Below are 19,494 nucleotides of genomic sequence, written 5' to 3'. Positions count from 1 at the left end.
GAGGTGAAACATGAACAGAGATTTAAAAGAACTGGAAGGAAAGATTGGCTATACTTTTCAGAATAAGGAACTGATGGAAAATGCGATGCGACACAGTTCCTATGCCAATGAAACCAGAAAAAAATTAAAAGACAATGAACGTCTGGAGTTCCTGGGAGATGCAGTGTTGGAACTGTCCAGCAGCGAATTTATTTTTGAAAATTATCCGGCTATGCCAGAAGGGGACATGACCAAGCTACGCGCCAGTATTGTGTGCGAACCGACCTTGGCTCAGTGTGCGGCAGTGATTGAACTGGGATCTTTCCTGCGTCTCGGAAAGGGAGAAGAACTGACCGGCGGACGATTCCGTGATTCCATTGTTTCTGATGCCATGGAGGCATTGATCGGTGCCATTTATTTGGATGGTGGTTTTGCTAGTGCAAAAGAATTTGTATATGAATTTATTTTAAATGATATAGAGAATAAAAAACTCTTTTATGATAGCAAAACTATCCTGCAGGAGATTGTACAGAGTTCCTTTAAAGGACAGCCGATGTCATATCATCTGGTGAGAGAGGAAGGCCCGGATCACGATAAAACATTTGTCATGCAGTTATTTATCGGAGACAGGGGCTTTGAAGAAGGAAGTGGCAGGACGAAAAAAAGCGCAGAGCAGCAGGCAGCTTATCGAACGATCATCACCCTGAAAGGACAAGAAAAATAGATGTATTTAAAAAGCATAGAAGTGCATGGATTCAAATCCTTTGCGAATAAGCTGAAGTTCCAGTTTCATAATGGAATTACCGGTATTGTAGGACCAAATGGAAGTGGAAAGAGCAATGTGGGTGATGCTGTCAGATGGGTGCTTGGCGAACAGAGCGTGAAGCAGCTGCGTGGTTCCAACATGCAGGATGTTATTTTTTCCGGTACAGAGAATCGAAAGCCGCTGGGATCCGCCATGGTATCCATTACGCTGGATAATTCAGATCATCAGCTTCCGGTAGATTACAACGAGGTTACAGTAACCAGAAGGCTGTATCGTTCCGGTGAAAGCGAATATCTGATCAATGGTACAGCATGCCGTCTTCGTGACGTGAAAGAACTTTTTTATGATACTGGTATCGGTAAGGAAGGATATTCCATTATCGGTCAGGGACAGATCGATAAGATCTTAAACGGTAAACCGGAAGAGAGACGAGAGCTGTTTGATGAGGCAGCCGGAATCGTGAAGTTCAAACGGCGCAAGCTGTCTGCACAGAAAAAACTGGAAGATGAGAATAACAATCTTACCCGTATCAATGATATTTTGTCGGAACTTACCCGTCAGGTGGGACCTCTGGAGCGTCAGGCGGAAAAGGCAAAAATCTACCTGAAAAAAAGAGATGAATTAAAACAGCTGGACATTAATATGTTTTTACTGGAAAAGGAACGAATGTCTGGCCAGCTGAAGGATGTAGAGAATAAAATCCTGATTTCCGATCATGATATGGAGACGGTGAAGAACAAGCTGGAACAGATCCGTGCCGAGTACGAGAAGATTGAACAGGAACTGGAAACTCTGGATCAGACAATTGAAGAAAAGAAAAATGAGCTGAATCAGGGGCGTATGGTGAAACAGCAGCTGGAGAATCAGATTGAGCTGTTGAAGGAACAGATCCGGTCTGCGTCCATGAATGATGAGCATTTTCAGAGCCGTATGGCTGGAATTGAAGAATCTTTGAAAAGTTGTCAGCAGGAACTGACAACGGAAGAAAAGAACAATGAAGGCCTGAAAAAAGAACTGGAAGAAGCGGCGGAAAAAGAACAGAGATGCACAAAGCAGCTTCAGGAAATCACAGAACAGGCAGAGCAGTTGGAGAAACAGATTGCTGCGGGTCGAAACGAGCTGATTACGTTACTGAATGAACGGTCTAATACAAAGGCCAGAATGCAGCGTTTTGAGACCATGAAAGAACAGATCCAGATCCGGAATTCCCAGCTGACTCAGCGGATGCTGTCGGCAAAGACAGAGCAGAATCAGCGTGAGACAGTACGAGCCGGCTATCAGAAAGAATATGAAGCTATCACAGCGAAGATCCATGAACTGACGGAAGAGAATACCCGTATTGAAGAGGGCATCAATGAGATACAAAAAGAACTGATTGCCAGTTCCAGAGAACTGGAAGCGACCAAAGAAGACTATAGCAGAAATGTATCCCGTCTGGAAGCACTGCGGAACATGACGGAACGCTATGACGGTTATGGCAACAGTATCCGCCGTGTTATGGAGAAAAAGGACAGTGTATCCGGTATCTATGGAGTGGTTGCAGATCTGGTCAAGACAGAAAAGAAGTATGAGGCGGCTATAGAGACTGCTCTTGGCGGCAGTATCCAGAATATTGTTACAGATAATGAGAATACAGCCAAGGCTATGATCGAATATCTGAAGAAAAATAAGTTTGGGCGTGCTACATTCCTTCCGTTAAGTGCAATTCGAAAAAAAGGTGGTCTTGGCAATGATCAGGCATTATATGAACCGGGAGCCATTGGTGTGGCCAGTACGCTGGTGGATACCGATGACCGGTATGAAACCCTGGTGGAATATCTGCTGGGTAAGACTCTGATCGTGGATCACATTGATCATGCGATTGCGATTGCCAGAAAGTATCGTCAGTCTCTGCGCATTGTTACGCTGGAGGGGGATCTGTTAAGCCCGGGTGGTTCCATGTCTGGTGGTGCTTTTAAGAATTCCAGTAATTTGCTGGGCCGAAGAAGAGAAATGGAAGACCTGGAGGAGAAAGTCCGGTCATCAAAAGAGCGTGTTTTGCAGCTTCAGAAACAGATTGAAGAGATCCGGCAGAAGCGTACCAGGGAACGGGAAGAACTGGTGAAGCGGACGGAGCAGATGCAGGCAGAGTATCTGAATCAGAATACATTGAAACTGAAGCTGCAGGAGATCCAGACACAGAATGCCAAAATGCTCTCGGATCATAAGTCTCTGCAGAATGAGGTGAATGAGATTCAACAGCAGATGGCAGAGATTGAAGAAGAACATGTGCAGATTGAAAAGGAAATGGATCTTTCCAGAGAACAGGAAGCACATCTGGAGACACAGATCAAGGTATGGCAGTCCAAACTGGAGGAGAAAAAGGCAGATCAGGAAGAACAGAATCGGGTTTGCAATGAAGTACATACACAGACCATGGCTCTTCACCAAAAGGAAGAGTTCATTTGTCAGAATCTGCAGCGTATTCACAGCGAAGAAGAGCATTTGCTGGAAGAAAAGAAAAGTCTTCAGGAGAATCTGTCCGGTTCCAGAGAAGATATAGAAAAAAAAGAAGCGCAGATTCAGGAAATTCAGGAATCCATTCTTCATGCACAGCATGCAGAAACAGATACGGAAAAAGTGCTGAGTCAGTTTACGGAAGAACGAAATGAAAAGAATCGTTCCCATAAAGAATTTTTCCAGGTGAGAGAAGATCTTAGTAATCAGCTCAGCGATCTGGATAAAGAACATTTCCGACTGGATAACCAGAAAGAACGACTCAGTGATTATCTGGAGCGTCAGATTAACTACATGTGGGAAGAATATGAACTGACAGCCAGTGAGGCAGAAAAATTCCGGGATGAAGAACTGGAGCATTCCCCGCAGCTGAAGAAGATGATTTCACAGTTAAAGGGAGAAATCAAGGCACTTGGTCCCGTCAATGTCAATGCCATTGAAGAATATAAAGAACTTCATGAACGGCATGAATTCCTGTCGGCACAGCATGCAGATCTGGTGAAGGCCGGTGAAGACCTGAAGAAGATCATTACCGAGTTGGATGAGGGAATGCGCCGCCAGTTTAAAGAAAAATTTGCTATTATGCAGCAGGAATTTGAAAAGGCGTTTAAAGAATTGTTTGGCGGCGGAAAAGGAAGCCTGGAATTGGTAGAAGACGAGGATATTCTGGAAGCAGGTATCAGGATTATCGCTCAGCCGCCTGGAAAGAAGCTGGTCAACATGATGCAGATGTCCGGTGGAGAAAAGGCACTGACAGCCATTGCACTGCTCTTTGCCATTCAGAATATGAAGCCGTCACCGTTCTGTCTTCTGGATGAGATTGAGGCGGCGCTGGATGAGAATAATGTATCCAGATATGCAAATTATCTTCACAAGTTGACAAAAAATACGCAGTTTATTATTATAACACATAGGCGTGGAACAATGGCTGTAGCAGACCGCCTGTATGGTATCACCATGCAGGAAAAGGGCGTGTCTACTCAGGTTTCCGTCAATATGGTGGAAGACGAATTAGATCAGTAGGGAGGAATCTTTCATGGAAGAAAAAAAAGGCTTTTTTAAGCGGCTGGCAGAGGGCCTGACAAAAACGAGAGACAATATTGTGGCCGGAATTGATAATATATTCAGTGGTTTTTCCAGTATTGATGATGATTTTTACGATGAGATCGAAGAGACTCTGGTGATGGGAGATCTTGGTATCAATGCCACCACAGCAATTATTGAAAAATTAAAAGAGGCAGTCAAAGAGAATAATATCAAAGAGCCGGAGGAGTGCAAGCGGTATCTGATCGAAAGTATCAAGGAACAGATGGACGTGGGCGAGACAGCTTATGAATTTGAAAACCGGAAGTCTGTTGTGCTGGTGATCGGTGTCAACGGCGTGGGAAAGACCACCAGCGTTGGCAAGCTGGCCGGCAAGTTGAAGGATCAGGGGAAAAAGGTCGTTCTTGCAGCAGCAGATACGTTCCGTGCGGCAGCGGGAGAACAGTTGACAGAATGGGCGAATCGTGCAGGTGTGGAGATTATCAGTGGACAGGAAGGATCAGATCCGGCGGCTGTTGTCTATGATGCGGTTGCGGCGGCCAAGGCCAGAAATGCGGATGTACTGCTTTGCGATACTGCTGGAAGGCTGCATAACAAAAAGAATCTGATGAGCGAGCTGGCCAAGATCAACCGAATTCTGGAAAAAGAATATCCGGAAGCCTATCGTGAGACTCTGGTGGTACTGGACGGCACAACCGGACAGAATGCGCTGGTACAGGCGAGGGAATTCTCAGAAGCAGCCAATATCACCGGTATTATTCTGACAAAGCTGGATGGTACTGCCAAAGGTGGTATTGCCATTGCCATTCATTCAGAACTGGGTATCCCGGTTAAATATATTGGTGTAGGAGAAAGCATCGATGATCTGCAGAAGTTTGATGCAGATGAATTTGTAAACGCATTATTTTTAAATGAAAAGGACGCAGAATAGAGATGGAATTTACAGAATTAACATTAGAGAATTTTGAAGAAGCGGCGGAAGTTGTCAAAAGAGTCACACAGGAGACCAAGCTGGTATACAGCAAGTATTTCAGTGAACAGACCGGGAATAAAGTCTATCTGAAGCCAGAGAATATGCAGGTCACAGGAGCGTACAAGATCCGTGGCGCTTATTATCGCATATCTAAGCTGGCAAAAGAGGATCAGGAAAAAGGTCTGATTACAGCCTCTGCCGGAAACCATGCACAGGGCGTGGCTTATGCGGCAAAGGAACTGGGAGTAAAGGCTGTTGTCGTTATGCCAACTACGACTCCATTGATGAAAGTGAATCGTACCAAGAGCTATGGCGCAGAAGTAGTTCTTCATGGCAATGTCTATGACGAAGCGTGTGAACACGCTTATAAGCTGGCAGAAGAAAATGGATATACCTTTATTCATCCATTTGACGATCTGGGCGTGGCAACCGGACAGGGAACCATTGCCATGGAGATTGTGAAGGAACTTCCTCTGGTAGATTATATTCTGGTACCAGTAGGAGGAGGAGGACTGGCTACCGGTGTTTCTACTCTGGCGAAGATGCTGAACCCAAATATTAAAGTAATCGGTGTAGAACCGGCAGGTGCCAACTGTCTTCAGAAATCACTGAAGAATGGGGAAGTGACAACACTGCCATCTATTAATACGATAGCAGATGGTACTGCTGTTAAGACTCCTGGAAGTAAAATATTCCCATATCTTCAGAAAAACCTGGATGATGTGATTACCGTCACAGATGATGAACTGATCGTTGCATTCCTGGATATGGTAGAAAATCACAAAATGATCGTAGAAAATTCAGGATTACTTACAGTAGCAGCACTGAAACATCTGGATGTGAAAAATAAGAAGATTGTATCGGTACTTAGCGGTGGTAACATGGATGTCATTACCATGTCTTCTGTGGTACAGTTTGGTCTGATTCAGCGAGACCGTATTTTTACAGTATCCGTACTGCTGCCAGATTCTCCTGGTGAACTGACAAAAGTATCTGCGGTCATTGCAAAGATGCAGGGAAATGTCATCAAGCTGGAACATAATCAGTTTATCAGTACCAACCGTTCCAAAGCAGTGGAACTGAAGATTACCATGGAAGCATTTGGAACAGAACATAAGAATCAGATCGTGAAAGCTCTGGAAGAAGCAGGGTACAAGCCACGCCTGATCAGAGCCAATCCATAAGAAAATAAAATTGTCAAGAAAAAATACTTGACATTGCGAAGCAATTAGTTTATGATGTCAAAGGTGATAGAAATGGAACGATTTGTGGAGCAGACTTTATTATATGATTTTTATGGTGAGTTGCTGACAGAGCATCAGCGCCAGGTATATGAAGATGTGGTATTGAATGATTATTCCTGCACAGAAGTTGCAAGGGAGTACGACATCAGCAGACAAGGCGTACATGATTTAATCAAGCGCTGCAACAAGATATTAGCTCATTATGAAGAACAGTTGCATCTGGTTGAGAAGTTTCTTTCTATTAAAGAAAAAGTAGCACAGATTCATGAACTGGCTAAGGGTCAGCAGGACATTGAGCAAATATGCAGTGAGATACTGGAGGAATTATAATAATGGCATTTGAAAGCCTTTCCGACAAACTACAAAATGTGTTTAAGAACCTGCGAAGCAAAGGTAAGCTGACAGAGAGCGATGTCAAGACTGCATTGAAGGAAGTCAAGATGGCACTTCTGGAAGCAGACGTCAGCTTCAAAGTAGTAAAGCAGTTTATGAAATCCGTTCAGGAGCGTGCTGTTGGCGCAGAGGTTATGAATGGGCTGAATCCTGGACAGATGGTGATCAAGATTGTCAACGAAGAACTGGTTTCCCTGATGGGATCCGAGACAAAGGAGATTGCCTTAAAGCCTGGTAATGAGATTACCGTCATCATGATGGCTGGTCTTCAGGGTGCAGGTAAGACAACGACCACGGCTAAGCTTGCAGCGAAGCTGAAGTCAAAGGGACGTGTGCCACTTCTGGCAGCCTGCGATGTATATCGTCCGGCAGCGATCCAGCAGTTACAGATCAATGGTGAGAAGGTCGGCGTGGAAGTATTCTCCATGGGAGATAAGCAGAACCCGGTGAACATTGCGAAAGCAGCCATTGAGCATGCAAAGTCCCATAATATGAATGTGGTATTTTTGGATACTGCAGGACGTCTTCATGTGGATGAAGATATGATGAACGAACTGGTACAGATCAAAGAAGCCGTTCATGTAGATCAGACTCTTCTGGTTGTAGATGCTATGACCGGACAGGATGCAGTGAATGTATCCCAGATGTTCAATGACAAGATTGGCATTGACGGAGTGATTTTGACAAAGCTGGATGGTGACACCAGAGGCGGTGCGGCACTTTCTATTAAGGCCACCTGTGGAAAGCCGATTCTGTATGCAGGTATGGGTGAAAAATTATCTGATCTGGAACAGTTTTATCCAGATCGTATGGCATCACGAATCCTTGGTATGGGTGATGTGATGACTCTGATTGAGAAAGCACAGGCGAATCTCGATGAAAGCAAAGCCAGAGAGATGGAACAGAAGCTGAAAAAAGCAAGCTTTGGTTTTGATGATTATCTGGAAAGTATGAACCAGATGAAGAATATGGGAGGAATTTCCAGTGTCCTGAGTATGATGCCTGGATTTGGTGGCAGTAAGATGAAGGATATCGAGGGAATGATTGATGAGTCAGCGCTTGCTAAGACGGAAGCTATCATTCTTTCCATGACACCGAAGGAACGATCCAATCCAGATCTTCTGAATCCATCCCGGAAGAAGCGAATTGCAGCCGGTGCAGGTGTGGATATCAGCGAAGTAAACCGTCTGGTGAAGCAGTTCGAACAGTCCAGAAAGATGATGAAACAGCTCCCTGGAATGATGGGAGGTAAAATGGGTAAAAGAGGCAAGTTTAAACTTCCCTTTTAACATATAAATAATCCGGCAGTTGTATATACAATGCTGGTCATAATTTCCTGAAAAACAGGTTCAAAAAAATACGGAGGTAAAATAAAATGGCAGTAAAAATCAGATTAAGAAGAATGGGACAGAAGAAAGCACCTTTCTACAGAATCGTAGTTGCTGATTCCAGATCCCCTAGAGATGGAAGATGTATCGAAGAAATCGGTACTTACAATCCAAATACTGATCCAAGCGAGTTCCATGTAAATGAAGAACTGGCTAAAAAATGGCTTGCTAATGGCGCTCAGCCTACAGAAGTTGTTGGAAAACTGTTCAAGTTAGCTGGCATCGAAAAATAAGAATTGAGGTGCGGTGATGAAAGAGTTAGTGGAAGTAATTGCCAAGTCTCTTGTGGAACATCCGGAAGAGGTTGTCGTGACCGAGAAAGAAAGCGGGAAATCCACAGTCATTGAGTTGAAAGTTGCTCAATCAGATATGGGCAAAGTGATTGGTAAGCAGGGAAGAATTGCAAAAGCAATCCGTTCCGTAGTAAAAGCTGCTGCATCCAAGAGCGACAAAAAAGTCATTGTAGATATTGTACAATAATAATAAGCTGTCTCATTTTGAGGCGGCTTATCTTTTATTCTATTATAAATCGGAGGGAACATGGAACAGTTTTTACAGGTAGGGGTGATTACTTCTCCTCATGGTGTGAGGGGTGAAGTGAAAGTATTCCCGACAACAGATGATGTTACAAGATTCAAGAAATTAAAAGAAGTAATTCTGGAAGAGAAACGGGGACAGCGTACTCTGGCAATCGAACAGGTAAAGTTTTTTAAGAACATGGTGATCCTGAAATTAAAGGGTGTGGACTCTATGAACGATGCAGAACTTTTGAGAAATGTACCGCTTTTGGTGTCCAGGGAAAATGCGGTGAAATTAAAACCAGGTGAATATTTCATCTGTGATCTGATCGGGCTTCAGGTATCGGATGAAGAAGGAAAATTCTTAGGTACACTGACAGAAGTGATTCAGACTGGTGCCAATGATGTGTATGTAGTAAAGATGGAAAATGAAAAAGAAGTCTTGATACCAAATATAAAAGAATGTATTATAAAGGTATCATTGGAAGAAAATTCCATGACAGTTCACTTACTGGAGGGCCTGCTTTGAGATTTCATGTTTTGACATTATTCCCTGAGATGATTGAACAGGGGTTTCATACCAGCATTACAGGACGGGCAATGGAAAAAGGGTTGCTGTCTCTGAATGCGGTGAATATCAGAGATTTTGCCGGAAACAAGCATATGAAAGTGGATGATTATCCATACGGTGGAGGCGCCGGGATGGTGATGCAGGCAGAACCGGTATATGCAGCGCATCAGTCACTGGAGAACCAGGCAGGACGAAAATTGCGCACCATATATCTTACCCCACAGGGACATACCTTTAACCAGAAAATGGCAGAGGAATTCGCACAGGAAGAGGAGCTGATTTTCCTCTGTGGTCACTATGAGGGGATTGATGAGCGTGTCCTGGAAGAAGTAGTAACGGACTACGTGTCCATCGGAGATTATGTGCTGACAGGCGGAGAACTTCCGGCTCTGGTCATGATGGATACCATATCCAGACTGGTTCCGGGAGTGCTGAATAATGATGTATCAGCGGAGACAGAGTCCTTTCAGGATTCTCTTCTGGAATATCCGCAGTACAGCCGGCCGGAAGAATGGCGTGGGAAAAAAGTGCCGTCGGTACTGTTATCCGGTCATCATGCCAATGTGGAAAAATGGCGCAGAGAACAGTCCATTATCCGGACTGCGAAGTGGCGTCCGGATTTACTGGAAAAAGCGCAGCTTACAAAAAAAGAACAGGAATTTCTGAAAGGAGAAATGAAAGATGTTTGAAGATTTTGGTAAAAAGTTATCCGTTTTTGGTCAGCAGATGGTAAAAAAGACAGGGGAAGTGGCAGAGATCGCATCTTTAAAGACCAAGACCCTGGCAAAGAAGAAAAAGATTCAGGATGAGCTGCTGGCCCTTGGAAAAGCATATTACGAAGAACACAAGGATGAGATCACGGAATATGAGGATAAGATCACAGCGATCAATACCATGTATACAGAGCTGGAATGTCTGGAAGAAGAGATGAAAGCGTTAAAAGAAAAGCTTCCGGAAGGTATGGACACTGAAGAAGATATCTTTGAAGATGAAGAAGGTACTGTTGCGGAAGAGACAGTTCCAGAAGAGAGCAGTGAAGAAGCAGCACCTGCAGAAGAAGCGGTTTCAGGAGAGCGCAGTGAAGAAACAGCACCTGCAGAAGAGGCAGCTACAGAAGAAAGCAACGAAGAATAAAAAATTTTCCTTGCATTTTCTTTCCTTGCATGATATCATGATATACGTTGTGAGAAAGAGATGGTCCTCTGTTACAGATTTGTATTATGAACATCCAAAAATATAAGGAGGAACAACAAATGCAGGAAATTATCAAAAATATCGAAGCAGCTCAGTTAAAAGAGAATGTGCCACAGTTCAACGTAGGTGATACGGTAAGAGTTTACGGAAAGATCAAAGAAGGAAACCGCGAACGTATCCAGGTTTTCGAAGGAACGGTTCTTAAGAAACAGGGTGGAAGCACTCGTGCTACATTCACTGTAAGAAAGAATTCCAACGGAATCGGTGTTGAAAAGACATGGCCATTACACTCCCCGAACGTTGAAAAAGTAGAAGTAATCAGAAGAGGTAAAGTAAGACGTGCGAAACTGAATTACTTAAGAGAACGCAGCGGAAAGAGCGCAAAGGTAAAAGAACTTGTAAAATAAGAATTGTAAAAGGGCTGTCTTCGGACAGCCTTTTTGTCACTTAAGGGAAAAGCTCCTAAGTGACAAAAACGCTCCGCGGGGACGCACATTGTCCAGTGGACAATGGTTTTGCGCTGACCGAAACGAAGAGAAGACGCACTCGCGCAAAGAGAAAGATGTCGCAAGCGACTGCGCTTGGCGCGAGAATGTGCCGAGGCACAGTCTATAAGCAGGAGGGTATGATGAGAAGAGAGAAGCGTGCCACAAGAAAACGACAAAAAGAAAAAAAATCTATGCTGGAACAGGTGAAAGGAATTCTGATCTGGATCTTTGAGATTGCAGTGGTAGTGTTGATTGCTTTTGTGCTGGTGTTATTTTTCGGACAAATGAGGTCGAATACCGGTCAGTCCATGGAGACCACTCTTTCAGATGGAGATCATGTGCTGATAGATACTTTTTCTTATCGTATAGGGACACCGAAGAGAAATGATATCATTGCCTTTAAACCGAATGGAAGCAGTACTTCTCATTCGTATATTAAGAGAGTGATTGGCTTACCCGGAGAGACTGTACAGATCAAAGATGGTATGATTTATATTAACGGAAAGGTATATCTGGAAAAAACAGATTATCCGGCGATTACCAATCCGGGACTGGCAGCCGAGGAGATTACCCTTGGTGTAACAGAATATTTTGTTCTGGGAGATAACAGAAATAACAGTGAAGACAGCCGATATGCAGATATCGGACTGGTAGATGCGGATTATATAGAAGGCCGTGTATGGCTGCGCATTTTGCCGTCAGATAGCTTCGACCTTATCAAATAGGGGGAATATATGAATTATCAGTGGTATCCTGGTCATATGACAAAAGCAAGACGTATGATGCAGGAAGATATAAAGTTAATTGATCTGGTAATAGAGCTGGTAGATGCCCGTGTGCCATTATCCAGTCGTAATCCAGATATTGATGAACTGGGAAAAAATAAATCCAGACTGATTCTGCTGAACAAAGCAGATCTGGCAGATAAGTCTGCCAACAAAAAATGGACAGAATTTTTTCAACAAAAGGGATATTATGTACAGGAAGTGGATTCCAGAAGCGGAGCAGGTATGAAAGCAATCTCTGCGATCATTCAGGAAGCATGTAAGGAAAAAATCGAGAGAGACCGGAAGCGGGGAATAAAGAATCGCCCGGTGCGTGCTATGGTAGTAGGAATCCCGAATGTTGGAAAATCAACTTTTATCAATACTTATGCTGGAAAAGCCTGTGCTAAGACAGGAAATAAGCCAGGCGTGACGAAAGGAAAACAGTGGATTCGCCTGAACAAGAATGTGGAACTGCTGGATACACCGGGAATCTTGTGGCCTAAATTCGAAGATCAGGCGGTTGGTATGCGACTGGCTATGATTGGATCTATCAATGATGAGATCCTGAATATCGATGAACTGGCATTGGAATTGATTCAATATTTGCGAAATGCATATCCTGGAACTCTGGAAAAACGATATCAGTGCGAAGAGGCAGCTGAAAAAGAGGCGCTGCAGATTCTGGAAGAGGTAGCGAAGCTGAGAGGATGCCTGATAAAAGGCGGAGAACTGGATTATGGAAAAGCTTCCAGACTGCTGATGGATGATTTCAGAAGTGGAAAACTGGGCAGAATCACACTGGAGATGCCAGAGGAGGCATAAGATGGGAAAATCGATTTCTGAGATCAAAAAAGAACTGGAACAGATACCGTTAGAGGAACTCTCTGCCTGCATGGTACAGTATGAAAGTGATGAGAGAAAGGGAGTACAGGCGATACTGGCTTCCTGTCAGAAAAAGCTGGAGAAAGAAGAAAAAGAACAGCTCCGGCTGGATACAATGCTAAAGTATGAAAGATCCTATGCTGCCTATCAGCATATCTGTGGAATAGATGAAGCCGGACGGGGACCTCTGGCGGGACCCGTTGTAGCAGGTGCTGTGATTCTTCCTGTGGACTGTAAAATCCGTTATCTGAATGACTCTAAAAAGCTTTCAGCTGCCAGAAGGGAAGAGTTGTTTGATGAGATCATGGATAAGGCAGTAGCAGCTGCTGTGGGCATTGTATCTCCGGCACGCATTGATGAGATTAATATTTTACAGGCGACTTATGAAGCTATGAGACAGGCTATTGGCAAGCTGTCTGTGACACCGGATCTTTTGCTGAATGATGCTGTGACAATTCCACAGGTGGATATTTCACAGGTGCCGATTATAAAGGGAGATGCCAAAAGTATGTCTATTGCAGCGGCCAGCATTCTGGCGAAGGTAACCAGGGATCGACTGATGGTAGAATATGATAAGGTTATGCCGGAGTATGGTTTTGCCGGACACAAAGGATATGGATCGGCAGCGCATATTGAAGCTCTGAAAAAATACGGTCCGTCACCGATTCACAGAAAGACATTTATCGGTCATTTTGTAGAGGTATAAAAGATAATAATATTCAGAAGAGGCAGAAGTTGAATCGAAGAGAAACGGGAACCCAATATGAAGAAAGAGCAGCAGAGTATCTGATTGCTCAGAATTATCAGATACTGGAACGCAATTATCGGATTCGGTCTGGTGAGATTGATATCATTGCCAGAGATGGAACTGTTCTGGTATTTATGGAGGTTAAGTATCGGAAAAATGATGAAAGCGGGAATCCTCTGGAAGCGGTAGATATTCGAAAGCAAAGGAAAATAATAAAAGTGGCACGTTATTATCTGTATCAGAAGAAATACGGAGATGTGCCCTGTCGATTTGATGTGATCGGTATCTGCGGCAGTCATATTGAGCATATAAAAGATGCATTTTGGGCCTGAGAGATTGCTGCGGCTGCCAATATCGGAAGCAGGAGAAAAAATGGAATATATACAGGATCAGAATCAGAAAATCAGCATAAAGAGAGTTGGAGAAGATCCGGTTCTTGGCGTACATCAGAAGGGAGGAGTGTACTGGCTTTCTTTTCCCCAGTTGGATGCCAGACAAGAGTTTTTGCATGGCTTTTCTACCCGTCTTGGCGGTGTGAGTAAGGAACATCTTTACAGTATGAACCTCAGCTTCAGCCGTGGCGATTCAGAAGAAAATGTAAGAGAAAACTTCAGACGTATGGGAGCAGCCATAGGATTTGAACCGGAAAAGATGGTATTTTCGCATCAGACACATACCACAAATATTCGGAAAGTAACCCGGGAAGACTGCGGAAAAGGATTTTCCAGAGAACGGGACTATCAGGATATTGACGGATTGATTACCAATGAACCGGGAGTGGTCCTGACTACTTTTTATGCGGACTGTGTGCCGATTTTTCTGGTTGATCCGGTGAAAAAAGCGATTGGCTTGTCTCATTCCGGATGGAGAGGCACCGTAGGGAAGATCAGCCGGGAAACGATTCACTGTATGCAGGAATCATATGGCAGCCGGCCGGAAGACTTGCTGGCTGCAGTAGGTCCATCTATTTGCCAGGACTGCTATGAGGTCAGCAAAGATGTGATAGACCGTTTTAAAGATGGTTTTGCACGTAAGTACTGGCCAGAATTATTTTATGAGAAATCAAATGGAAAATATCAACTGAACTTATGGAAGGCGAATGAAATCCTGTTTTGTGAGGCTGGAATACCAAAAGATCAGATATCGGTAACCGATCTCTGTACCTGCTGCAATCCACGGCTGTTATATTCTCACAGAGCTTCACAGGGACGGCGTGGAAATCTGGCAGCATTTCTGATGATTCGATGAAAATTGATATAGATGATAGAAAAGACTGGCTGTGATAAGCCAGTCTTTTTGATGTTTATATTATTTTTGAATCTTTTTCAGAAGCTTCTGAATCTTTCCGGTTGGGCTGATAATCGGTTCAATAGAGATATCATGATTCAGACTATCCATGATACTTGCTGTGAATTTTGTCATATCAGCTTCTACATAATATGGCTTTGTGAGAAGCTCTGGATCACGATAATTCAGATTCGTGGTAATTACCTTATAGATGTATTCTTTCTCATAGAATTCATCGAATTTCTCAAATCCATCGGTGAAGAGACCGAATGTCGTGCAGACAAATACTCGTCTGGCCTTGCGATCCTTCAGCTGTTTGGCAACATCCAGCATACTTTCTCCGGAAGAAATCATATCGTCAACAATTACTACGTCTTTGCCTTCTACAGAGGAGCCAAGGAATTCATGAGCTACAATCGGATTCTTTCCATTGACGATGACAGAATAGTCACGTCGTTTGTAGAACATTCCCATATCGACACCCAGAATTGTTGAGAAGTAAACAGCACGTCCCATTGCACCTTCATCCGGGCTGATAATCATCAGATGATCGCTGTCAATACGAAAGTCTGGTGTGGTGTCAATGATGGCTTTCAGGAACTGATAAGTCGGCATAAAAGTATCAAATCCAATCAGTGGAATGGCATTCTGAACACGAGGGTCATGGGCATCAAAGGTAATGATGTTGCTGACACCCAGATCAGCCAGTTCCTGAAGAGCAAGAGCACAGTCCAGAGACTCACGGCCGGAACGTTTATGCTGACGGCCTTCATAAAGAAATGGCATAATAACATTCAGTCGTTTGGCTTTTCCGTCTGTGGCAGAAATAATACGCTTCAGATCCTGAAAATGATTGTCTGGAGACATATGGTTTTCCTGTCCAAATAATTTATAGGTCAGACTATAGTTGGTCACGTCTGCGAAGATATATAAGTCACTTCCACGAACAGAAGCATTAATCATACCCTTTCCTTCTCCGGTTCCGAATCTCGGGCAGATACTGTCTACCATATAGGAATCTTCGGAATAGCCTCTGTAGTGTATATTCTGAAGGTCCTGAGTTGGATTGGTGTGACGGTACTCAACAAGATGTTCGTTCACCTTAGTGGCAAAGTCCTTACAGCCTTCCAAAGTTGCAATTTTTATTGGCGCAATCGGTAATGCATTTCGTAATGTATCAAACTGATCAGTCATACATGCCTCCACAATCTTATAGTAATCTAATTCACTTGACAGTATAGTGGTTCTTTAGAATTCCGTCAAGAAAATTGTCGCAATTTGGTTTAAAAAATATAAGATTGCAATTTAGAACCAATTTTAGTATGATATGAATGGACATTTTTGATCAGCATTAAAATGTCAAAATAAATCAATGTAATTAAGATAACAGGAGCAGTTTCCATAATGAAAAAACAAAAAAAACATATTGTCGTCCGTGTGCTCAGCGGCAGCATTGCAGAAGAGATGGAGATTGAGCCGGGAGATGAGCTGATATCCATCAATGATCAGCCGGTTGGAGATATACTGGACTACCACTATCTTTGCAATGAAGAATATCTTACTGTTGTGATTCGGAAGCCAGATGGAGAAGAGTGGGAGCTGGAGATAGAAAAGGAATTTGAGGAAGACCTGGGAATGGAATTTGAGAATGGTATGATGGATGAATATCATTCCTGCCATAACAAGTGTATTTTCTGTTTTATTGATCAGATGCCTCCAGGAATGAGAAATACACTGTATTTTAAGGATGATGATTCCCGTCTTTCCTTTTTACAGGGTAACTATATTACGCTGACCAATCTGAAGGAAGAGGATATTCAGCAGATTATCCGCTACCATCTTTCTCCCATTAATATCTCATTTCAGACGATGAATCCACAGCTGCGGTGCCAGATGCTGAATAATCGTTTTGCGGGTGAATCACTGAAAAAGGTAGATCGTTTCGTTGAAGCAGGAATTGAGCTGAATGGTCAGATCGTCCTTTGCAAAGGCGTAAATGACGGGGCAGAACTGGAATATACCATTGAACAGCTGACCCGTTATCTGCCAAATCTGGTCAGCGTCTCCGTGGTACCGGTGGGACTGACCAGGTACCGGGACGGGCTATATCCACTGGAACCATTTGAAAAGGAAGATGCGATAGAAGTTCTGGACATCATTCATAAATGGCAGGAACGAATCATGGAAAAGTATCATACGCATATGATTCATGCATCGGATGAGTGGTATCTTCTGGCTGGACGTGAGCTTCCGGAGGAAGACAATTATGACGGCTATCCGCAGCTGGAAAATGGTGTTGGTATGATTCGTCTTTTCATGAATGAGGTGAAAGAAGAACTGGCACATCGAAAAGGAGATGACCGCTGCCATATGGTATCGATAGCAACCGGTCTTCTGGCCTGCGATTATATCCGGTGGGCGGCAGAAGAAGTGCGGACTTTGTATCCTAATGTGACGGTACGTGTTTATCCAATCAAGAACGATTTCTTTGGAGAAAAGATTACAGTAGCCGGCCTGCTTACCGGACAGGATCTGGAGGCACAGTTAAAAGGCAAAGAGCTCGGTGAGCGGCTGTTTCTAAGCAGTAATGTTCTGAGAGATGGGGAGAATGTCTTCCTGGATGATATGACAGTGGAAGATCTGGAACTGTCTCTGCAGACGAAAACAGGTATTGTAAAATCAGACGGAAAGGATTTTGTGCATGCAATTCTCCTGGAAGATATTTCTTCCGGACGGGAGAAGCAGCCATATGAGGTGAAAGATTATGAGTAAACCGATTGTAGCAATTGTTGGGCGGCCAAATGTAGGGAAATCCACCCTTTTTAATGCGCTTGCCGGAGAGAACATTTCGATTGTAAAAGATACACCGGGTGTGACCAGAGACCGTATCTACGCAGACGTAGAATGGCTGAATCATACCTTTACACTGATTGATACCGGTGGTATCGAACCGGACAGTAATGACATCATTCTGTCCCAGATGAGAGAACAGGCTCAGATCGCCATTGATACCGCAGATGTGATTCTGTTCATGGTAGATGTGAAGCAGGGCCTGGTGGATTCTGATTCCAAGGTAGCAGATATGCTGCGCCGTTCCCATAAGCCGGTGGTGCTGACAGTAAATAAAGTTGACCACCATGAGAAGTTCCTGGCGGATGTATATGAATTTTATAATCTGGGAATCGGTGATCCATTCCCGATCTCTTCTGTGAATAAGCAGGGACTTGGAGATCTTCTGGATCAGGTGATTTCTCTGTTCCCGGAATCGGTGACAGAAGAGGAAGAGGATGACAGACCGAAGATCGCTGTAGTCGGAAAGCCAAATGTCGGAAAGTCTTCCATTATCAATAAGCTTCTTGGTGAAAACCGTGTGATTGTATCCAATATTGCAGGAACGACCAGAGACGCCATTGATACAGAAGTGCAGTGGGACGGAAAAGAATATGTATTTATCGATACAGCCGGACTGCGCAGAAAGAACAAAATCAAGGAAGAACTGGAACGTTACAGTATTATCCGTACAGTAACAGCGGTGGAACGTGCTGATGTGGTAGTTGTTGTCATTGATGCAACAGAAGGCGTTACGGAACAGGATGCCAAGATTGCCGGTATTGCCCATGATCGTGGAAAAGGTATTCTGGTAGTAGTAAATAAGTGGGATGCCATTGAGAAAGATGACAAGACGATCTATAAGTATACCAACAAAGTAAAAGAAGTGCTGTCTTTCATGCCATATGCAGAGATTATGTTTGTATCTGCAGAGACCGGGCAGCGTCTGCCGAAGCTGTTTGAAAAGATTGATATGATTATTGAAAATCAGACTATGCGTATTGCAACCGGTGTCCTGAATGAGATCATGTCAGAGGCTATCGCACTTCAGCAGCCGCCATCGGATAAGGGAAAACGGCTGAAGCTGTATTATATTACCCAGGTAGCGGTAAAGCCACCTACATTTGTTATTTTTGTAAACGATAAAAAGCTGATGCATTTCTCCTATACCAGATATCTGGAAAATAAGATCCGTGATACCTTTGGTTTTAAGGGAACATCATTGAAATTTATTATTCGGGAAAGAAAGGATAATGAATAACATGAGTATTCGGATTATCTGTTTGGCAATTGGCTATGTCTTCGGCCTGTTCCAGACAAGCTACATTATAGGAAAACGACATGGCATTGATATCCGCGATTATGGAAGCGGCAATGCAGGAACGACCAATATGATGCGTACTATGGGAACCAGGGCTGGCCTGATTACGTTTGCCGGTGACTGCCTGAAGTGCATTCTTGCAGTAGCACTGGTACGGGTTCTGTTCCGTGCACAGTACTCCTCTATGATGCATCTGCTGGTGCTTTATGCGGCAGCCGGCGTTATTCTGGGACACAATTTTCCATTTTATCTGAACTTCCGCGGTGGAAAGGGGATTGCAGCTACGGCAGGACTGGTTCTTTCGTTTCACCCGGTTATGGCTGTGCTTGGTATCATTACCTTTTTCAGTATTTTCTTTACCACGCATTATGTATCGTTGGGATCCCTGGCCGTCTATGCAGGGCTGATGATTGAGATGGTGATATTTGGACAGATGGGATGGTTTGACCTTTCCCAGAATCAGCTGATCGAACTGTATATACTTATGGCGTTTCTGACAGCACTGGCTTACTGGAAGCACAGAGGAAACATCAGGCGTCTGCTTGAGGGAACAGAACGTAAAACGTATCTGACAAAAAAGAGCCAGCAGTAGGCTCTGATAGGAGG

The 19,494-nt window shown here is 43.8% G+C and carries 21 protein-coding genes; 20 read left to right on the top strand and 1 reads right to left on the bottom strand.

Annotated elements, in window-relative coordinates:
* The first annotated feature begins 10 nt into the window (after positions 1-10).
* The 17 genes from rnc (at position 11) to pgeF (ending at position 14,699) form a co-directional block, all read left to right on the top strand.
* On the top strand, positions 11-703 hold the full coding sequence (gene rnc / locus OCV47_RS01305) for a ribonuclease III (protein ID WP_262653213.1): 693 nt from the start codon (positions 11-13) through the stop codon (positions 701-703).
* Complete coding sequence (gene smc / locus OCV47_RS01300; RefSeq protein ID WP_262653211.1) at positions 704-4,264, top strand: chromosome segregation protein SMC; 3,561 nt, start codon at positions 704-706, stop codon at positions 4,262-4,264.
* Positions 4,265-4,277: 13 nt separating this feature from the next.
* A complete protein-coding gene (gene ftsY / locus OCV47_RS01295) occupies positions 4,278-5,216 on the top strand; it encodes a signal recognition particle-docking protein FtsY (RefSeq protein ID WP_262653209.1) in 939 nt (312 codons plus the stop codon).
* Positions 5,217-5,218: 2 nt separating this feature from the next.
* Positions 5,219-6,442, top strand: coding sequence for a threonine ammonia-lyase (gene ilvA / locus OCV47_RS01290; protein ID WP_262653208.1), 1,224 nt, complete (start codon positions 5,219-5,221; stop codon positions 6,440-6,442).
* Positions 6,443-6,514: 72 nt separating this feature from the next.
* A complete protein-coding gene (gene ylxM / locus OCV47_RS01285) occupies positions 6,515-6,832 on the top strand; it encodes a YlxM family DNA-binding protein (RefSeq protein ID WP_256296461.1) in 318 nt (105 codons plus the stop codon).
* Positions 6,833-6,834: 2 nt separating this feature from the next.
* Positions 6,835-8,184, top strand: a complete 1,350-nt coding sequence (gene ffh / locus OCV47_RS01280; protein ID WP_256296459.1) for a signal recognition particle protein — start codon at positions 6,835-6,837, stop codon at positions 8,182-8,184.
* Positions 8,185-8,270: 86 nt separating this feature from the next.
* Positions 8,271-8,516, top strand: a complete 246-nt coding sequence (rpsP, locus tag OCV47_RS01275) for a 30S ribosomal protein S16 (RefSeq protein WP_117449677.1) — start codon at positions 8,271-8,273, stop codon at positions 8,514-8,516.
* A 16-nt stretch (positions 8,517-8,532) separates the two neighbouring features.
* Positions 8,533-8,763: a KH domain-containing protein gene (locus OCV47_RS01270; RefSeq protein ID WP_256296456.1), complete on the top strand. Its 231-nt coding sequence runs from the start codon at positions 8,533-8,535 to the stop codon at positions 8,761-8,763.
* Positions 8,764-8,823: 60 nt separating this feature from the next.
* On the top strand, positions 8,824-9,330 hold the full coding sequence (gene rimM, locus OCV47_RS01265; protein WP_262653201.1) for a ribosome maturation factor RimM: 507 nt from the start codon (positions 8,824-8,826) through the stop codon (positions 9,328-9,330).
* Positions 9,327-10,061, top strand: a complete 735-nt coding sequence (gene trmD, locus OCV47_RS01260; protein ID WP_262653198.1) for a tRNA (guanosine(37)-N1)-methyltransferase TrmD — start codon at positions 9,327-9,329, stop codon at positions 10,059-10,061. The genes rimM and trmD overlap by 4 nt, the downstream gene beginning before the upstream one ends.
* On the top strand, positions 10,054-10,506 hold the full coding sequence (locus tag OCV47_RS01255; protein ID WP_262653195.1) for a hypothetical protein: 453 nt from the start codon (positions 10,054-10,056) through the stop codon (positions 10,504-10,506). Before trmD ends, OCV47_RS01255 begins: the two co-directional genes overlap by 8 nt.
* A 119-nt stretch (positions 10,507-10,625) precedes the next feature.
* Positions 10,626-10,973 carry a 50S ribosomal protein L19 gene (gene rplS, locus OCV47_RS01250; protein WP_117449681.1) on the top strand — a complete coding sequence of 116 codons (348 nt, stop codon included), beginning with the start codon at positions 10,626-10,628 and terminating at the stop codon, positions 10,971-10,973.
* 218 nt (positions 10,974-11,191) lie between these two features.
* On the top strand, positions 11,192-11,779 hold the full coding sequence (lepB, locus tag OCV47_RS01245) for a signal peptidase I (RefSeq protein WP_262653193.1): 588 nt from the start codon (positions 11,192-11,194) through the stop codon (positions 11,777-11,779).
* Positions 11,780-11,788: 9 nt separating this feature from the next.
* The gene (gene ylqF / locus OCV47_RS01240; RefSeq protein ID WP_117449683.1) at positions 11,789-12,643 is read left to right on the top strand and encodes a ribosome biogenesis GTPase YlqF; all 855 of its coding nucleotides are present in this window, start codon (positions 11,789-11,791) and stop codon (positions 12,641-12,643) included.
* 1 nt (position 12,644) lies between these two features.
* On the top strand, positions 12,645-13,409 hold the full coding sequence (locus OCV47_RS01235; protein WP_117449684.1) for a ribonuclease HII: 765 nt from the start codon (positions 12,645-12,647) through the stop codon (positions 13,407-13,409).
* Between the two features lie 29 nt (positions 13,410-13,438).
* Positions 13,439-13,783 (top strand): YraN family protein, encoded by a 345-nt coding sequence (locus OCV47_RS01230; protein WP_262653189.1) that lies wholly within the window; start codon positions 13,439-13,441, stop codon positions 13,781-13,783.
* 40 nt (positions 13,784-13,823) lie between these two features.
* Entirely contained in the window at positions 13,824-14,699 is an 876-nt protein-coding gene (gene pgeF / locus OCV47_RS01225; RefSeq protein WP_262653187.1) for a peptidoglycan editing factor PgeF, read from the top strand.
* A 60-nt stretch (positions 14,700-14,759) separates the two neighbouring features.
* On the opposite strand, the gene OCV47_RS01220 is transcribed toward pgeF, so the two are convergent.
* On the bottom strand, positions 14,760-15,932 hold the full coding sequence (locus OCV47_RS01220; RefSeq protein ID WP_262653185.1) for a ribose-phosphate pyrophosphokinase: 1,173 nt from the start codon (positions 15,930-15,932) through the stop codon (positions 14,760-14,762).
* Positions 15,933-16,142: 210 nt separating this feature from the next.
* Between OCV47_RS01220 and OCV47_RS01215 the strand changes: the two genes are divergently transcribed.
* The 3 genes from OCV47_RS01215 to plsY are packed head-to-tail and all read left to right on the top strand — an operon-like array spanning position 16,143 to position 19,480.
* Complete coding sequence (locus OCV47_RS01215; protein ID WP_262653183.1) at positions 16,143-17,510, top strand: DUF512 domain-containing protein; 1,368 nt, start codon at positions 16,143-16,145, stop codon at positions 17,508-17,510.
* On the top strand, positions 17,503-18,828 hold the full coding sequence (gene der / locus OCV47_RS01210; protein ID WP_117449688.1) for a ribosome biogenesis GTPase Der: 1,326 nt from the start codon (positions 17,503-17,505) through the stop codon (positions 18,826-18,828). Before OCV47_RS01215 ends, der begins: the two co-directional genes overlap by 8 nt.
* 1 nt (position 18,829) lies before the next feature.
* Entirely contained in the window at positions 18,830-19,480 is a 651-nt protein-coding gene (plsY, locus tag OCV47_RS01205; protein ID WP_262653181.1) for a glycerol-3-phosphate 1-O-acyltransferase PlsY, read from the top strand.
* Positions 19,481-19,494 lie beyond the last annotated feature (14 nt).

The organism is Muricoprocola aceti (genome assembly GCF_025567005.1).
Classification (GTDB): domain Bacteria; phylum Bacillota; class Clostridia; order Lachnospirales; family Lachnospiraceae; genus Marvinbryantia; species Marvinbryantia aceti.
The sequence above is the reverse complement of the archived record's forward strand: the minus strand, read 5'-3'. Positions and strand labels throughout refer to the sequence as shown.